At 59.0% G+C, this 17,446-nt stretch carries 14 protein-coding genes and 2 pseudogenes; 10 read left to right on the forward strand and 6 right to left on the reverse strand.

Going from position 1 to position 17,446, the window contains the following annotated elements; translation table 11 throughout:
* The first annotated feature begins 142 nt into the window (after positions 1-142).
* Positions 143-523, forward strand: coding sequence for a response regulator (locus AC1DPR_RS24060; protein ID WP_169681996.1), 381 nt, complete (start codon positions 143-145; stop codon positions 521-523).
* A gap of 306 nt (positions 524-829) precedes the next feature.
* Here AC1DPR_RS24060 and AC1DPR_RS24065 read toward each other — a convergent pair whose 3' ends face one another.
* The 3 genes from AC1DPR_RS24065 to AC1DPR_RS24075 form a co-directional block, all read right to left on the reverse strand.
* Complete coding sequence (locus tag AC1DPR_RS24065) at positions 830-1,423, reverse strand: redoxin domain-containing protein (protein ID WP_477817260.1); 594 nt, start codon at positions 1,421-1,423, stop codon at positions 830-832.
* A 33-nt stretch (positions 1,424-1,456) separates the two neighbouring features.
* Positions 1,457-3,217 carry an MOSC domain-containing protein gene (locus tag AC1DPR_RS24070; RefSeq protein ID WP_477817261.1) on the reverse strand — a complete coding sequence of 587 codons (1,761 nt, stop codon included), beginning with the start codon at positions 3,215-3,217 and terminating at the stop codon, positions 1,457-1,459.
* A 560-nt stretch (positions 3,218-3,777) separates the two neighbouring features.
* Positions 3,778-4,059, reverse strand: a complete 282-nt coding sequence (locus AC1DPR_RS24075) for a hypothetical protein (RefSeq protein ID WP_477817262.1) — start codon at positions 4,057-4,059, stop codon at positions 3,778-3,780.
* A 273-nt stretch (positions 4,060-4,332) separates the two neighbouring features.
* On the opposite strand from AC1DPR_RS24075, the gene AC1DPR_RS24080 reads away from it, so the two are divergent.
* From AC1DPR_RS24080 to AC1DPR_RS24105, 6 genes are all read left to right on the forward strand, one after another.
* Complete coding sequence (locus AC1DPR_RS24080) at positions 4,333-4,665, forward strand: hypothetical protein (protein WP_112648199.1); 333 nt, start codon at positions 4,333-4,335, stop codon at positions 4,663-4,665.
* A gap of 627 nt (positions 4,666-5,292) precedes the next feature.
* Entirely contained in the window at positions 5,293-7,194 is a 1,902-nt protein-coding gene (locus AC1DPR_RS24085; RefSeq protein WP_477817263.1) for a potassium transporter Kup, read from the forward strand.
* A gap of 85 nt (positions 7,195-7,279) precedes the next feature.
* Positions 7,280-7,618 carry an HD domain-containing protein gene (locus AC1DPR_RS24090; RefSeq protein ID WP_477817264.1) on the forward strand — a complete coding sequence of 113 codons (339 nt, stop codon included), beginning with the start codon at positions 7,280-7,282 and terminating at the stop codon, positions 7,616-7,618.
* Positions 7,619-7,938: 320 nt separating this feature from the next.
* The gene (locus AC1DPR_RS24095) at positions 7,939-8,253 is read left to right on the forward strand and encodes an ArsR/SmtB family transcription factor (protein ID WP_018859114.1); all 315 of its coding nucleotides are present in this window, start codon (positions 7,939-7,941) and stop codon (positions 8,251-8,253) included.
* Positions 8,250-8,621 carry an SRPBCC family protein gene (locus tag AC1DPR_RS24100; protein WP_018859113.1) on the forward strand — a complete coding sequence of 124 codons (372 nt, stop codon included), beginning with the start codon at positions 8,250-8,252 and terminating at the stop codon, positions 8,619-8,621. Before AC1DPR_RS24095 ends, AC1DPR_RS24100 begins: the two co-directional genes overlap by 4 nt.
* Before the next feature lie 43 nt (positions 8,622-8,664).
* Positions 8,665-9,288 (forward strand): ATP-dependent Clp protease proteolytic subunit, encoded by a 624-nt coding sequence (locus AC1DPR_RS24105; protein ID WP_477817265.1) that lies wholly within the window; start codon positions 8,665-8,667, stop codon positions 9,286-9,288.
* Between the two features lie 459 nt (positions 9,289-9,747).
* Here AC1DPR_RS24105 and AC1DPR_RS24110 read toward each other — a convergent pair whose 3' ends face one another.
* Together AC1DPR_RS24110 and AC1DPR_RS24115 are read right to left on the reverse strand one after the other, a co-directional pair.
* Positions 9,748-10,200 carry a cupin domain-containing protein gene (locus AC1DPR_RS24110; protein ID WP_018859110.1) on the reverse strand — a complete coding sequence of 151 codons (453 nt, stop codon included), beginning with the start codon at positions 10,198-10,200 and terminating at the stop codon, positions 9,748-9,750.
* Positions 10,201-10,226: 26 nt separating this feature from the next.
* Positions 10,227-10,832 carry a TetR/AcrR family transcriptional regulator gene (locus AC1DPR_RS24115; RefSeq protein ID WP_477817266.1) on the reverse strand — a complete coding sequence of 202 codons (606 nt, stop codon included), beginning with the start codon at positions 10,830-10,832 and terminating at the stop codon, positions 10,227-10,229.
* Between the two features lie 881 nt (positions 10,833-11,713).
* Between AC1DPR_RS24115 and AC1DPR_RS24120 the strand changes: the two genes are divergently transcribed.
* The 3 genes and pseudogenes from AC1DPR_RS24120 to AC1DPR_RS24130 all read left to right on the forward strand — a co-directional run bounded on the left by AC1DPR_RS24120 (position 11,714) and on the right by AC1DPR_RS24130 (position 16,872).
* On the forward strand, positions 11,714-13,570 hold the full coding sequence (locus AC1DPR_RS24120; protein WP_477817267.1) for a mechanosensitive ion channel family protein: 1,857 nt from the start codon (positions 11,714-11,716) through the stop codon (positions 13,568-13,570).
* Positions 13,571-14,449: 879 nt separating this feature from the next.
* On the forward strand, positions 14,450-16,156 hold the full coding sequence (locus AC1DPR_RS24125) for an adenylate/guanylate cyclase domain-containing protein (protein ID WP_477817268.1): 1,707 nt from the start codon (positions 14,450-14,452) through the stop codon (positions 16,154-16,156).
* A gap of 94 nt (positions 16,157-16,250) precedes the next feature.
* Positions 16,251-16,872: pseudogene (locus AC1DPR_RS24130) on the forward strand (hypothetical protein).
* Here the strand turns inward: AC1DPR_RS24130 and AC1DPR_RS24135 are convergent.
* Positions 16,758-17,274 (reverse strand): annotated as a pseudogene (locus tag AC1DPR_RS24135) (hypothetical protein); the annotation flags it as partial. The pseudogenes AC1DPR_RS24130 and AC1DPR_RS24135 overlap by 115 nt on opposite strands.
* Positions 17,275-17,446: the final 172 nt, after the last annotated feature.

Here is a 17,446-nt window from a genome sequence, read left to right on the forward strand (position 1 = left end):
TGCAAACGACAAGAAGGGCCAGCGGACCGATACCTTGGTACAATGTACTGGAGGTTGAACAACTCCTAGATTCAATCGTGTTCCGGCGGTGGTTCCGACCGGTTGACAGATATACCGTGTGGTGGCCGCAACGGAGTTGGCCATGGAAAACGTTCGTCCATTGGTTTCGGTCGTTGACGATGATGTGTCGGTTCGCGAGTCCCTGCCCGCGCTTATTCAATCATTTGGCCTCGACAGCATCGCCTTCGCGTCGGCGGAGGAGTTTCTCGCTTCGGGCGCCCTTGCGACGACGAGCTGCCTGCTTCTCGACGTCGTTATGACGGGGATGTCTGGGACGGATCTGCAGTGCGAGCTCCTACGTCGCAACAGCCCGGTCCCCATCGTCTTTATAACCGCGAACCATGACGAGAACCAGCGGTCAAGGCTCCTTGCAAAAGGCGCATCCGATTGTCTTTTCAAACCTTTCTTCGACGACGCCCTCGAAAAGGCCGTCCTTCGAGCACTCGCAGAACGCAGCGGATGACGCGCCGGGCTTGACATCACGGATGTTCACCACCGGCCCCAGACGCGATCCCGTGGCGTCTGGGGCGTCGTCGTCAAAAGCGCCTGTCCACCGTTCTTCGGTGGCATACCACCTCGACGATCAGGGCTCGGAGCCCCAGACAGCCGCGGTCAACTGCGGCTGAAGGTGTGATCGCCTCGATGCCCCGGCAGGCGAGCGGTGATCTCCTCGTCGGTCCAGCCGTTGTCACGAAGCACGACGACGCCTTCACCGTCGCCTTGCTAACCGCACTGGTTGCACTCTGTCGGGTCGCCGAAAACCGGTGAGCTAATCGTCAGCCAGAGTTTGTGCGATGGATCTGCCATAGGGAAAGAACATATCCTTACGCCCTTCCTGCCAAGCGGACCGCAACTCCGGTTGCGTGATGTCCCAGTCGGGCCAGGATTTCTTGCAGACCTCGCGCAGATCCTGGCGAAGTTCCTCAACTGTCGGGCGGCCAAAGAACCAATAGCCATTGTAGAGTTTGTAGACGACCAGACCGGGTTCGAGGACAATGACATGGGGGATCATCGGATTATGAACCGGGTCCGTGTATTCCGCGATTTCAAGATCCTGCTGGATCGTCCGTCTCGGATCCGACAGAAATGGCCAATGCGCCCCGACGCCGCTGCGGAACTCGTGTGCTTCGGCAATGGTGTCGGTGCTGATCGTCACCAGCCTGCAATACCCGACCTCCATTTCTCGATAGAGCTGCAGCAACCCCTCATGCTGACGTCGATCCTTGGGACAGAAGCTGCCTCGGCTGAGAACCAGCACCATGGGATAGATGGCCTGCAACTCCGAGAGTTTTCGACGCTTGCCGGTGTGATCGCTGAGTTCGTAGTCTGGAAAAACCGCTCCCGAAACGATGTCTGATCTCATGTCCAATTCCTTCGTTTGTGCGACCCCTGGCCGCTATAGGTCTATGACGAGGTCACCTGCCGGTTGCGAGCAGCAAAGCAGCAGATTGCCATCCGCAGCTCCATCGATCGGGTTCGGTTGATAGGTAACCAAGCCCGAGATCAATCCGGTCTCGCAGGTGTGGCAGACGCCGGTCCGGCAGGACCAGCGAGCCGGCACATCGCATGCCTCAGCCAAGTCGAGCAGGCTGTGCATGCTCGGGTTCCAACGCACGGCCAATCCGCTGCGAGCGAACGAGACCAATCCTCCGGAGCCGGGCTCGCCAGCCGGCTGATGCGGTGGCTGTCGCGGCGAAGTTGCGATTCCTGGCGTTATGGATGAACCGGAGCCAAACATCTCGGTGTGGATGCGATGGCGCGCAACTCCGACGCCAGCAAGTCCTTCCGTGAGGTCGCTCATGAACTTCGCAGGTCCGCAGAGGTAGAAATCGCTCTCGATCGGAAGGCCAAGCGTCTTGAGGATTGCCGTGTCCAGGTGGCCTGTCGAGTCATAGTCAGTGCCCTGTCGGTCGCCTGGCGCGGGCGCGCTGTAGCAGGTGTGGCCATGGGCATTCGGGAGCGATCGAAGGAGCTCGCGTACTTCCTGTGCAAATGGATGCTCCAGGCTGCTGCGCGTTCCATAGAGCCACCAGATCTCCCGCGAAGACTTCTCAGCCGCGAGAGCATGAAGCATGCCGAGAACTGGCGTCATCCCTATCCCCGCGCTCAGGAATGCCACAGGTCCGTCGCCGCGGATCAATGTGAAGCTGCCGCGCGGCGCGCTCACCTCCACGAGATCACCCTCGTTCAGTTCTTCGCTTACGAATCTGCCGGCAGCACCGTGCGGCTCCCGCTTGATGGTTACCCTGAAACACTGGCCGTCCGCGCGGCCTGACAGTGAATAGCTTCGAAGTAGGAGCGGAGCCGAGCGTGGCTGCAGCCGGAGCACGATGAATTGCCCTGGCAGGTAATTCTCCAGCAACCTCCCGTCCAACGGCTGGAGTTCAAGCGAGGTGACGTGATTAACCACCGGCGTCTTGCGAACAACGCGGAACTCGCGGAAGCCACCCCACGCCGGGCGCGTCTCGATCACGCCCGTCAGGCCAGCATTTCCCGTCACCTTCGCGCCCTCGGCCGATTGTGTGAGCAAAGCCTGGAACGAATGGCGCCAACCATCGCTCAACGCCGGATTGCGCAGCGCCCGTTCCAATCGGTCGCGGCGATGGCCAGGCTTGTAGAGCAGCGCGTTGATCTCCGAGACGCTCATGCCGCCCTCTCCGGATGCGTTCTTGATGATAGCGTCGTCCGCTTGGACATACCCCTCCTCAAGAACGCGAAAATAGAAGCCCGGTCTGTCATGCAACACCAACAGAGCCGCCATTTCGGGCACGTCCATGCGAATGCCGAGCCGATAACACGTGACACGGGGCTGCGTCACCTCGAACAGCGCCCCACCGATGCGATAGCGGTCACCGATGCAGACCTCGGCGTCGGCAAGCCCGTCCACCGTAAAGTTTTCTCCGAACTGCCCATAGACAAAGTCGCTTCGGCCCAAGTGCCTTTCCCAGTACCGGTAGGAGTCTATCTGGTAGACGAACACCGCGCGTTGCTTGCCACCATGTCCGGCCCGGTCCGCCTGCCCATCGCCGTCGATGTTCAATGTCCGCGCCATGCGTGGACCCTCGACCGAGCTCTTCCAAATCGCCGTCTTGACGATCCTGTTTTGCCATTCGACGTCGCGGGGCAACCCGACGTTGACGGAAAGAAGGCGAGCCATAAGACATACTCCCCATGCCAATGCCGCTTGGTCGAGGATCCAAGGCTTCTGATCCGCAAGCGGACATGTTACCCGGTCCCGTGACAAGAAAACATCCGAACGGACACGCATTCCATTATACGAAGGTGTGGCCGATACCTTGGTTGAATGGCGGGTCGATGACGGGCCTGCTTTCATGGCGGGTCGGCGCCGCCCGGTCATCAATAGACGAATACCTGGGCAAGCGTATTTTCATAGGGCTAAAGCAATGTCCGATACTTGAAGCAGTATGCAAAAACGGACAAACTGGACCCATACGCTGCCAGACGCACCCTTCGGACTTGAGCTCAATCAAAATCGCGGGTGTGCTGCCGCGGCGGCTACCGACACCATGATCGCCGAACCCCCAGTACATTACAATCATACGGAAGTATCGAAGCAGACCCCTCCGCTTGGGTGTCGAATGCGCCCAAACCCATGTGGATCCCGCATCTAGTGCAGTTTAGGAATGTCGAGAGTGGACTGATCCCCGACAGCCGTTGGCTACCTGGGACAACGCGACCCGCAGCCGCTCGGTGTGTCTATTGGATACTTGCCTCCGACCACCTCTGGCGGGCGCGTTCCACGATTTCAACTTCGGAACGTGCCCCTTCCTGAAACAAGGCGATCACCATAGCAGCGACCTCGACCCTTGCCCTGCGGTCGCGCTCAATTCCGTTCTCGCGGCAGATGCTCTTGAGAGCATGCTTGATGAATGAGAAGTCCAGGTAATATGGAGGAATATTGCGGGCGTCGAATGGCGCACCTCGCAGAAGGATGCTGCTCTGAACCGGAGCGCCTGCCCCGAGGTATTCTTTGTTCACAGCCGTCTTTCGCAAATCAGCCTCTGTGTCATTCGATAGAGCCGTTAACTGCTAAGATCGAATAAGCGTAGCAGATTTAGTCTTTGCTAATAAATCGCGTGACCGACGTTATCTACAGTTTTTTGGGAGGGGCCGGCTGATTGGCAGTGGGCGGTGCTTGGGGACGTCAAGCCCGCGGGTCTTCGGCAGCAAGCGGTCGTCTAAGCACAGCCTTGCTCAACGATACTGGGTTCTACTAACGTTGCGCGGTATGTATGCCAGGGAGAAATCATCATGCGCCTGACAATAGCAATCAGCCTCGTAGTCTTGGTGCCCTTGGCCGCGTTCGCCAAATCGCCATCCGATATCGCCGACCTCGTGGGCTCGCGAGCCGCTGGCGCCGAGAGCGAAATGCAGGCGCGGGGCTATGTTGACGTGGGCGGCAACAATACCTGGTGGAACGCCGACAAGAAGCAGTGCGTCAAGGTTCGCGTCTCTCAGGGGCGTTATGCATCGATATCGCAGATTAAGGCATCGTCATGCGGCCAGAAGGCCACAGGCGCCGTGAAATGCCCGCCCGATCTGTCCCAAGCCGACCTCTACAAATATCCCGGTTGCAGCCTGTAGCGCGTGGCGGACTCTAGGAGTCTGGAGTTCAGGTCATGCGCAAATGGGAGTGGGACTCTGAACAACGTTGGGACGCTGATTGCGGGACGCGATATACGATGGTTAACACTCCCTGCGAGCTCGCATCGACCGAGTGGCGATGCCGCGAACCGGAATGGCTTTGCAGCGCACGCGAATGAGAGCTGCGCACTGGTGCATTCCAAGGACCAGTGAAACCCGGAGGTCCTGCCCGATTTCGGTTGAGTGTAGCGTCGGAATTGAACCTGCGTCACGCGATCAACCAACTTAAGTCCCTGAAAATCAAACATTCTGGCGTAGGTTCTGTGCAATATCGCGAACCTCTGTGGTAAGGTATCGCGCAATCCTGGCAGGCGCAGCGTCAGGAGAACGAGTTTATTGGTACCATGGCGACCGGGCTTTGACGTTCTCGCGCGTGCCGCGAGCTAACGCTCCGAGCATTTGGTAGGGCTTGGACCGCAAGACAAGCACGATTCTGCGCCGGTCGGAGAAAATGACGGATCAAACAGCGGTGTGGTTCACCCCTTCGAACCAATCGAACTGTCGGACGTTCAACGAGATCATTAGCCGTAACCTCGAAAAGATACTCACTCCCATCAGGACTGCCCGGTGACCTATCCGCAACTCCGATCCGAAGACCCGGAACTGGCGATTGAGACACGAAGCGGGTTACCCGCTTTGGTTTTGGCAGCGCTTGGTGTCGTTTACGGCGATATCGGGACCAGCCCGCTCTATGCGTTTCGCGAGGCTCTGCATGCGACAGCAGGATCGGGATCGCACCGGGAGAACGTGCTCGGCATTCTTTCGCTGATTGTATGGGCTCTGACGATCGTCGTCACGGTGAAGTACGTAACGTTCGTTCTGAGGGCCGACAATCGAGGCGAAGGCGGGACGCTCTCCTTAATGACGCTTGCACGCCAGAGTTTCGCTGGGAAGCCAGCATGGATCCTCGTTCTGGGCGTCGCAGGCGCTTCCCTGTTTCTCGGCGACGCGATCATAACGCCTGCAATCTCCGTGTTGTCCGCCGTCGAAGGAATCCAGGTCGTCGCCCCGGGGCTCTCCGGATGGATCGTGCCGATCACCGTCACCATCATTGCCGTGCTGTTCTTCGTACAGCGCTTCGGGACAGGCGGAGTTGCATCGGTGTTCGGCCCCATCATGGCAGTCTGGTTTCTGATTCTAGGAATAAGCGGCGGCATCCATATTCTCGACGACTTAGAAATCTTCAGCGCCATCAACCCGCTTCATGGCTTTCTATATGCCTCGAGCAATGTCGGGCACGCGATCGCTGTCCTAGGAGCAGTGTTTCTTGCGGTCACAGGGGCGGAGGCGCTCTATGTGGACCTGGGCCATTTCGGCCGACGGCCGATCGTGACGGCATGGTTTTTTCTCGTCTTCCCCTGCCTGCTTCTGAACTACTTCGGACAGGGCGCGTTCGTGCTTGCAAACCCGGATATGACGAAACATCCCTTCTTTGACATGCATCCGGAATGGGCGCGGGTTCCGATCGTGTGTATGGCAACCGCGGCCACGGTCATTGCGAGCCAAGCAGTCATCTCGGGGGCATATTCCCTTGTTCGTCAGGCCATGCACCTCAATGTGCTACCGCGTCTCCAGATCCTGCACACCTCGGAAACACACTCCGGTCAGATCTTCATGCCGCAAGTGAACGCGTTCCTTTTCGTATTCGTCGTAGCACTCGTTCTGTATTTCAGGAGTTCGAGCGGACTTTCCGCCGCATACGGTATCGCGGTTACGGGCGAGATGCTCATCACCAGCGTGCTGCTCTTCGTCGTGATGAAGCACATCTGGAAATGGACGACCGCGACCACTGCAGCCGTCATCGTCCCGCTCTTTCTCATTGACGCCGGGTTCTTCGTCGCAAATATCGCCAAGTTTCCTGAGGGAGGATGGGTTCCGGTCACCGTGGCATGCACCATGGGCCTTATCATGCAGACGTGGATGGCGGGACGCCGACTGTTGGCCGCCCGCACGCGTGCCGATGAAGTTCCGCTCGAGGGTATCATCCACAGGCTTGCCAAGCGGCCGCCTCCCACTGTGCACGGAACGGCCGTCTTTCTGACGAGCGACGTCGAAGGCGCGCCCACGGCGTTGCTGCACAGCCTGAAGCACTACAAGGTCCTCCATGAGCACAATGTCATCCTCAGCGTCGTCACCGCGACGGAGCCGTTCGTGCCTGACGAGGAGAAGATCTTTCTCGAGAGTTTCAGTCCTCTGTTCAGCCGACTGGTGATTACGTTCGGATACATGGAGACGCCGAACATTCCGCGCGCCTTGGTGCTTGTGCGTAAGCTCGGACTGAAGTTCGATATCATGTCGACGTCATTCTTCCTGTCACGCCGGACCATCCTTCCTTCGAAGAAGGGCGGAATGCCCTTCTGGCAGGATCGGCTGTTCATCGTTCTCGCGCAGAACGCAGGCAACGCCACCGATTACTTCGGCCTTCCCAGTGGCAGAGTAGTGGAACTCGGGCTTCAAACTGTCATCTGACTGTTTGTTGACTGCGACGATGTCGGCGCCTGCTGGCGGAACCGCGAAGACAGCCGTTGCGTTTTCGCTGCGGAGGACGTGCTCGATGTCAAAACATGGCGAGATTTCAAAAGACGAGGTATCTGAACTCGAGTTGGCGCAACAGGTTTCGTCCGAAGCTCATGAGGGGCAGATGGACAAGAGCGGCAATCCGTACATCAGCCACTGCAAGCTAGTGGCTGATCGCGTCGAAGGTGCGAAAGAAAAGACAGTCGCTTTCCTTCACGATATCGTGGAGAAGTGCGACGGGTGGAACCTCGAACGTCTTCAACAATCGGGCTTCAGCAATGGCGCCATTGATGCGGTGAACGCTCTGACCCGCCGCAAAGACGAAACCGACAGTTTGTTATTCGAGCAGTCGACAACAAGATCGCCTGCCCTGTAAAGGTCGCCGATCTCCAAGACAATTTGCAGCAGGCCAACGTGGTAGGATCAGATCCCGTGAAATACAAACGAGGCTTGGAGCTTGTCGCAATGATACAGGCGGATCCATTTGACAGGTTTGACTTGAAGGAGTGTCCCTTCCTCCTGTCCATTCATAACGAATCCCCCAGCAACACAGTTGTTCATTTGGCCCGCCGCTCAGGAATCCCAAGCGTTTGAGTATCGTCATCGGCATGGGCCAGACAGGCATGCCTGACATAAAACTGCAAACTGGCTCCAGGCAGCCTTGCGAATCGCATAAGTTTGTGCTTATGTGTTCTCATGATCGAACATGATATTTTCCGTGCTCTGGCGGATCCGACCCGCCGCACGATTTTCGAGAAGCTCGCGAACGGCAGCATGAATGCCACTACGCTGCGCCAGGGCATGGATATCAGCCAGCCGGCGATGTCCCAACATCTCGCCGTACTGCGAGCGGCAAGGCTGGTGCGCGAACAAAAGGAGGGCCGCTTCGTGAACTATGAAGTCGATCCGGACGGGCTGGCCCTTATCGCGCAATGGCTGGCGAAATACCGCGCCTACTGGCCGGCTCGCATCGACGCTCTCAAGCTCTTGCTGAAGGATATGGATCAATGAACGACGTGAAGGCCAAGGTGCAGGCGAAGGTGCCGGAAAGCGGTTTCGAGCAGAGATACGAACTGGACGCGTCTCCGGAGAAAGTCTGGCGGGCGATCAGCATCGCGGAATTCCGGGAGAAGTGGCTGCCGAGGGAGGCGCTTGCCGAGCCACAGTCGCTCTCCGAAACGCCGGGCAAGGAAATCCGCTACAAAATGCGCGACGATACCCCGCCCCATCTCGAAAGCACCGTCACCTTCACGATCGCCCCGAATGGATCGGGCGGAACCAGCCTGCGGATCCTCCACGAGCTGACCGGAGCGACCTTCGAGCGGCTGGCGAAAACGGTCGCCAACGGCAACAGCCCGCCCCTCATGCTCGCCGCCTGACGCGGCAAGCCCCCGAAAAATCTCGAATGATTGGAGTTCGCCGATGCGCGAAGCAATGCAACTCGTCCCTATGGTCGTCGAACAATCGAGCAGAGGACAGCGGTCTTTCGACATCTATTCCCGTCTGCTTCGTGAGCGGATCATCTTCCTGAACGGGGAGGTAAACGACACGGTCTCGGCGCTTGTCTGCGCACAATTGCTGTTTCTCGAAGCCGAAAGCCCCAAAAGGCCAATCCATCTCTACATCAATTCGCCAGGTGGCGTCGTAACCAGCGGTCTCGCGATGTACGATACGATGCGTTACATTCACGCCCCGGTGCACACGCTGTGCATGGGAACCGCCCGCTCGATGGGCTCGTTCTTGTTGATGTCCGGCCAGCCGGGCGAACGCACTGCGCTTCCCAATGCCAGCATTCATATTCATCAGCCGCTAGGCGGATTCCAAGGACATGCATCGGACATGCTGATCCATGCCGAGGAAATGCAGAAGACCAAGCATCGCATGACAAGGCTCTACGCCGAGCATTGCGGCCGCACCTACGAAGAATTCGAGCAAGCGATGGATCGCGACCGCTTCATGACGGCGGAAGAGGCATTGGAATGGGGCCTTATCGACCGCATCCTGCAGGTTCGGGCAGTTTCCACCGACCACGTCGGCGCGACGTGAAACGAGCCCGGCGCAATCCGGCAGCACCGCTACTTCGCGAACGCACCTCATGCGCAGGTTTCGATCGAGCCTCTTTACATTCACCGGTCATGAGATTCAACGTGACATGGCCCCCAGCATGGCGCAGTGAGAGCCTGCTGTCCCTCCGGGCTCTGCGCAACTTGGTGATCCAACGTATTGCGCTCATCAAGGGCGATGCGACGATGAGATCGGCGCAAAGCGGCCGAAGCTCACTGGCTGCGATCGACCAGAAAGCCGCCACCGCGAAATCCTGCTCGTGTCAATTTCTCGTCCGCGCTCGCGATCCGCGTGACAAATAGTCACCGCCTTCGCATCATTCAGGCCCTATTGACAAAAGTCGGCACGTTGAACGAGCGCTCTTTCGGCCGGAAGCGCGCCCGTCGGATTTACCGGCTCCTTGTCCACAGTCAGGTATGTGGCGATCGTGTCAGGTGGCGGTCAGGACGCCATCTGAAGGGCTTCGATGCCGTGGCGTTGCATGGCGGCGCCGATGCGGGCAAAGTCGGGTGCGACCTGGGGTTCAGAGGTGCCTATCTCGCGGAAGAACGCCGTCATCGATGGCTCGATCAGTACCAGCATTCGCGCCGGGCTGCCGCTTTCGTTCACATAGTTATGCGGTGTGTGTCCATCGACACGCACCGATGTCCCTGCCGCGGCTGCAATCACGACCGGTGGTTTGTCGGCCGGGAAGTGGCGGATCGTAATCACCCCGTCGATCACATAGAACAGCTCCGGCGAGGCGTGGCTGTGCGGCGGCGTGCCGGAACCCGGTGGAATCTCCACCTCGATCAGTTCGAGCTGTTCGCCCGCAATGCCGCCCAGAAAGCGGACGCGATCGGCAATGACCCAGCGGGCCTCGCCGTCCTCATTCGTTGTCACATAGATGCTCATTTTCCTTGTCTCCTTGGTTTTCGAAGTCATGTCCGCGGTGACGAGCCCGAGGCGACCACGGACAGGATCGTATCGAGCGCCCAAGAGGCGGCTTCACCGGCTTGGGCGCCGGTGAGACCGCCGTAATCCTTGAGGACCTCCCAGGCGGAGGCCGAGTAGAGAAGATGCGCCAGCGCCTCGACCCTTTGGGTCTCGTCCGGCGGCAGGGTGGCGAGAACGGGAGCAAGCGCCTCGCCGAAGCGCAGACGGCGGGCAGGCACCATGCCCGAGCGCATCGCACGCCCCGTGGGCGAGTGCAACGAAGCACGGATCGCTGCCTCGTGGTTATCGAAACGCGGAAAGGCGTCCTGTGGACCTGCCACGATATCCGCGACGCTGTCGGGTGCGATGGAGGCTCCGATCAATTCGTTCAGCCAAGGCCAGAAGGCCATCAACAAATCGTCCTTGGTCGGAAAATGACGGAATATTGTGCGCCGTTGGATTCCAGCCTCGGTGGCGATGGCGTCCATGCTGATCTCGTCCGGGCCGGCGTCGGTGCACATCAGCCGGTAAAGCGCACGCAGGATTGCCTCGCGCGTCTCGCGGGCTTTCTCCTCGCGGAGCGCACTGTTGTAGCTGCGGGTCTCTGCCATCTCGGTCTCCAGTGAGTTCGTGGCATTGTATGTGTCATGAATTTTCAAAGGAGTCAATTCATGCCATTAACAGTGACATTAAATCAGTCTGAATGAAAAATGCCAGGCGCTCAATGAAAGGCCGGGCATTGCGGACGCGGGTGAACAACGGCGGCATCTGGTACAGCTCGCCTTGGCGGTACCAGCTCGTGTAACGCGCGCCTTCCTTCGCGATCCGGTCGATGTTTGGTGTTGCATGCCTATGCGCCACACCGCCTCCCGTATAGGCAGGTCGGTCTAAAACCGACAAACGATGCACCTGACAATCGATATACTTGCTGAGCGAGAGCAGCCCGCTTTTGGAGAAACGACTAGCTCGCCCGCAAGGTTGTGAAGTCTACACCTGCTTCGACCAACTATCACGAAGTAGCCCGAGCCGCGACGGCTAGGCTCAAAACCTGTAAGTTGCAGAGCTTGAACGGCGCTTCCCTTTAAGGCGCCTAGAATCTGTCCGCAATCGTGGGCCGGTTCAGGGTCTGGTGTGCGTGGGTCGTTCCGCCTCTGGCAATGTTCGCCTTCGTGATCTCACCATGCCGTGGTCCGTGGTTTCGGCTTTAGTCGCGAGCCTTTAGAAGCGTCGCGCACACCGTCACAGAGGCACACGCTCAGGCGCGCCAATCCCGCACCAGATCCTCTTTGCGAACAACAACTCATGGCTCACCAACACAATTAGTGCGACACTGCAGTAGACATAGCAAGCCAGCGCTGACCATCCGATGCCGGTGCTGAGCCGCGGCCTAGATCGGTATTCTTTATGTAGTCATCGATGGCAACGCCGCCAAATACTCTGCAGGACCAATGACAGGTTGGCGAAGTGGAAGCACAACAGAGGAACAGGCAGTGTGAGCGAAGAGACCGTAGCCGATTTGGACGTCAATTCCGCGATATTGTCCATTGAGAAGGGTGCCGACGGTTTTGCGGCGGGGTTGAGGGCGCGGTTCTCCGCCTTGTCGGATCTGCCCGGCGAGTTGGCAAACTTGCGGAGCTTCCTGGTGGGTGCATCGACCTCGCCGGTCTTGCTTTCCCTTGCAATCGTCCTGGTAGTTGTGTTGACGGCGGGCACCTTCCTCGTGCTAGCGCTGCAAGTGAACAAATGGACTGCCACGAGTGCCGGTTGGCGTAGATTTGGATTGAGTGCAGCGGCCATGGGCGTTGCTCTCACGGTGGGTCTTGTCGCAGCTCGAATGCTTGCGCCGCCGGCCCTGCCTTTGCGAACCCTTCGGCTATGGGTGGTTGCGACTGTCGTTGTCTTTGTCGTTTTATATCTGACGAGACTTATATTGACAGCATCGCGACGGCCGGAGGTCCGCGGCCGGTCCTTTCATGTGCTGGCTCTGTCCCGTGACCTGTCGATCGCTATAGGTTGGGCTATAGTCGGGGTTGCCCTTGTCACCACATTGCAGATTTGGGATGCAGGGCCGGGCCTCAGGGATCTGACGCGGACGGTTTTGATGGCCATCCCGGCCTACCTTTTGCTTGCAGGTATGGTGTGGCGACACAAACGCACGATGGCCGCTGCCGTTGCCGGTCCGCACCCGCGCAGCCGTTGGCGCAGTCGTCTTTCGCGATGTTGGCCGGCGATCGTCATCGGATTTCTCGTCATCACGTTTGTCAGCAGCCAGACCGCTCTGACATTGGGGGCGCCGCTCCCCGGATCAGCGGTGATTGTAACTGTCCTCATGCTGCTTCTAACACCGCATCTCGATGCGATGCTCGGAAGCTGGGCGCAGCGTAAGTTGGAGGCCCCGGACATTTCCATCCCTGCTGCGGCTGGGCGGCAGACACTCCGCTTTGCCATCCTGATTGGTGCATTTTCCATGTTGGGTGTGCTATGGGCGACGCCATTGGCTCTCGGACTTGGCTTCGAATTGCGAAGCGTCGCGCGCGACACGCTCGGGATGGCGTTGATTGCGCTTGTCGCGGCCTTTCTCTGGAATGTGGTCGGGACGGTGACAGAGCGTGCCGTGCTCGTAGCGGGTCCTACGCTCGGCGGTGGAGAGCCAGGAGTACCTCGTTCGAGACTGGGCACGATCGTCCCGCTGATCAGCGCCGTCGGAAAATCGAGTATTCTAGCACTGGCGCTGCTCTCGATCCTGGTGTCACAAGGCGTCAACGTCTGGCCGCTCATCACCGGCCTGAGCGTCTTTGGGCTTGCGATCGGTTTCGGTTCGCAGACGCTTGTCAAGGACGTCGTATCCGGACTTTTCTTCCTGATCGACGATGCCTTCCGTTTCGGCGAATACATCGAGACGTCGGGTGCCAAGGGAACCGTGGAGAAGATTTCTATACGGTCCGTATCGCTGCGCAACTCGCGTGGTGCAATTGCGACGGTGCCCTATGGCCAGATCGGCAAGATCCAGAATTTCAGTCGCGATTGGGCGATCGAAAAGCTGAGCTTTCGTGTTGCGTTCGACACCGACGTCGAATTGGTCCGAAGGCTCTTCAAAAAGATCGGGCAGGACATCGCCGCCGACCCGGAGCTTGCCCCAGACCTCATCGAAACTTTCAAGAGCAAAGGAATCGGCGACGTTGAGGACGGGACGCTGATCATCAAGGCGTCGTTTACGGCAAAACCCGGCAAGCAGTCGATGATCCGCCGCGCGGCCTTGGTGGCGGTCCAAACCGCGTTCAGGGAGAACGGTATTAAAGCCGTGCCGAAACCAATGACGACAAATGCCGGTCCAGCGGACTCTGGTTAGCCAACCGGCTGCTCTCCTTCTTTCTCGGGGACGCTGCCGGTCGGGCACCCTGCAGCGTCAAGTGTGCGTTGCAGTAAGACACAACCACAACGACTGGTTTTGGCGCAAACCTACCGCCTGGCTGATCCGCCGAGATGTCCGCTTATGGGAGCCTGCTAGGGTGCAAGCTATGTGCGGGATGCGGGCGCAAAGCTGTTATAGCCCGAGACATTTGGTCTTGAACGGAATCGAACCGTCGGTCCTTAACTTGATTTGATCACGCATCCGATTCGTATGCCAGTGCGCAGTATAAGATCCTCATGGGCAACTCGGCATGGCGCTCGGTGACCACAGGTAGCATCATTGCGCGAATTCTACCGCCGAACACCAAGGATATCGATCGAACACCGTTTGGGCTTCTGATCCGCCGGTGACGCCGAAGATTATGCGACGCCAAACGCCCGCGCAATTCGGTAGCGCCGATCGCAATTGCATCATCGTGACCGCTGCCACCGCTTGGCGGCTTGGCGCTCTCCGGTATTGCCATAGTGCGTCCAGTAGCCGACATCGTGGTCTGGATGTCCGGCCACATCTGCAATGTATTCAGCATGCGATAGCGGTTATTGCCCGAGCGCAGGAGCCTGCCCGATTTCGGTTGAGCGGAGCGTCCGAATTCAACCGGCGCCGAAGCCCCCCGCTTGCCGGCGATCACAGACGTCCAAGAACCGTCCGCTTTCGGTGGATAGTCATTTCCGTGTCGTCCGCGTCGGCGCCATCTGTACAAAGAAGGATGACGGCTCGATGGAGATGGAGATCGCCAGGGCGCTACCTCTTAGCACTTGTTGACTCACCCGCGGTTGAACAATAACTTGCTAACTCAGTCGTTAGGCTTGTCCTCTTATGACGGATCAATCTCTTCAGCGTCGCCTTGCTGCCATCGTCGTTGCCGACGTGGTGGGATATTCACGCCTGATGGAGGCTGATGAAGTCGCCACGCTGGCGAACCTCAGGGAACTCCGTTCTGGCGTTATCGAGCCGGCTGTGATGCGCCACAACGGTCGCATCTTCAAGGTCGCGGGAGACGGATTCTTAATCGAATTCAGTAGCGCGGTAGGCGCGGTCGCAGCAGCGTTGGAAATGCAACGGGCCACCACTGCCGTTGAGGCTCCCGGAGACCGGCGCCTGCTTTTGCGTGTAGGCGTCAATCTGGGAGATGTCATTGACGACGGTTCAGACGTCCTCGGCGACGGCGTCAATGTCGCGGCGCGCCTCGAGACGCAGGCCGCACCGGGAGGCATCTGCATTTCAGCAAACGTTCACGGCGAGATCGTCGGCAAGATCCGCGACCAATTCTTTGATGGAGGCGAACGCTACCTAAAGAACCTCACTCGCCCGGTCCACGTGTGGCATTGGCCAGATGTGCCGCAGAGCATATTGCCGCTGCCCGAATGTCCCTCGATCGCTGTATTGCCGTTCACGAATATGAGTGGGGACGAAGCGGACGCGCCTTTCGTCGACGGATTGACCGAAGACCTGATCATCGACCTTTCCCGTACGGCTGGCCTGTTCGTCATCGCGCGCAATTCCGTGAACGGCTACAAGGGCAGGCCGGTTGACGTACGGCTGGTCGCCCAGGAACTCGGCGTCCGCTACATCCTCGAGGGGAGCGCCAGACGCGCGAGGGGCCGTGTCCGCATCAAGGCCCAATTGATCGATGCGCTTGGCGGCCAGCACTTGTGGGCCGACCGGTTTGACAGGACGGTGGAAGATGTTTTCGAGTTACAGGATGAAGTTAACGCCAAGATTGTTGAAGCCCTCGTCGGCCGGCTGACCATCCCGAAGCAGCGCAATCGGCCGAAGAACCTTGAGGCCTACGATCTGTGTGTGCGCGCCCGCCGTCTGACGGAAGAGTCGCCGCAAACTGAGCGTGAGGCCTATATGCTGCTCCAACGCGCGGTTGAGCTCGAGCCATCATATGCCGAGGCGCTCGGTCTGCTCGCCTACAACCGTTGGCTTGCCTGGACTCATTTCGGCGAGCCTGAAGATCCTAACCGTCGGATGGCGGTGACGTTCGCGCAGAAGGCGGTCGACCTGGATCCCAACGATGCCGGCTGCCGTTACGTTCTGGGAACCATTTTGGCTTATGAGCGGCGATGGGAGGAATCGGAGGCCGCCTTCGCCAAGGCCCTGGAGCTGGACCCCAACCACGCCGACACCTGGGCCGCCATGTCAGACATGTCCGTGCTGGACGGCAGGGTTGCCGACGGACTAGCGCAGATCGAAAAAGCTTTGCGACTCAATCCCTACCCAACCTGCTGGTATCTTTGTCATCTTGGGCAGGCGCAATACGCCGCGCGTGACTATGAGGCGGCAACCGCTACACTCCGCAGGGAAGACACGTATCGTACCAACTCACGCAAATTCCTGGCTGCTGCGCTTGCGCAGTTGGGCCACAGTGAGGAGGCACGGCGAGAAGCAGAATTGTTCCTGATCGCCCACCCTCATTTCACGATCGGTCATTGGCTCAGCTCCCAGCCGCTGCGCGATGCATCCGTACGAGACCACTTTGTCGACGGGTTCCGAAAGGCCGGCCTGCCGGAGATGTGACAGCAGGTGGGGACAATCGCGACGCGTTCGAGAACGTTGGAAATCATCCCAAGTTCCGTTGACGCGCGCCCCTTTCGACACCATCTGCTGCGAGATGCAAAAGACGAAGACGAAAAACAAGGAAAGCGACGATCCCGAGCTGATCGGGGAGTGGCCGCTTCCCGTGGAGGCGACCCTGGGATCTGGTGTCAGGGTGAAGGGGATCCTACAGGAAATCCGCTCCCGGCTACCATCCCCAGTCCGGAAATCGCTGGGCAGGCGGGCTCATTCTTGTCATGCCAGAGACTTCGAAGACAGCATTCAGAGCGACGGCATCGGCCGTTTCCAAGGCGCTCGACGACATCGCGGACCTTCCGATCATTCCCAGGGAGATTGAGGATATCCTGACCATCACGGCATCAGAGCGGAAGCGCTGGCTCGAAGACGGCCGCCTGCCCAGCGCTGGAACACGAACGGTCAGGCTGCAAGGGCGCGCAAGGAAGATCACCTTTCACGTTTTCGACCCCCATGTTGTCGAAGATCTTCTCGACCGTAGCGCTGTGGATGAATGGCGCGAGGACGACGCTGCGGCTAAAGCGGAAAATCGCAGACGGGCCGCGTATCAGGCGAAGCTGACGCGCTCGCTGAAGAAAAAAGAAAAAACCGAACGACCCGATGAAGCCGCAACCGGGTTAATCGGATGGGACGAGTTCGGGATCGACGGCCTCCTTCGGTAGTGCCACCGCATGAAGATGTCGCGAGGGTGAACCGCAGGCATCGGCTTGTCGCGTGGATCCGACCCGCCACCATGGGCGAACTCGTCACCCCTGCCCGTCGGCAGCTTGAACATGTCGCGATCCGCCTGACCGGACAGGTCTCCCGACAAATCGAAAAGCTGCTGCGCGACGAGATGCACGACATCCCCTTCCCGCCGGATCTTGCCGTTGATTGCCACCATCGAAGATCCCAGCACTACGCGCCGGCGCTTCTCGAAGCTGCCAGTACGACGACCTTCGCCCGGCCGCCCTCGTCCTCGATGGTCAAGAACATGACACCTTTCGCGAATCCGGCTTCTGGCGGACAAGGACCAGCCCGGCCGTCATCAGCCATCTCCCATCGCGGCCTTTCATGGCGCGCGCGCGATTACAGCGCCCCTCGCAGTGTGCGTCTGTCGCCTTCCGCCTTCGGACCACATTCTAGAATATCCCACACGTTCCTCGGGTCGAACTCGAACGGCAGCAAAGGGGCCGGCCGACTTCAGACCGTCTAGTTCTGGATAGCGACGCAGGGAAAGCGAACATGCTGCACTTC

The organism is Rhizobium sp. 01T417, from assembly GCF_056398905.1.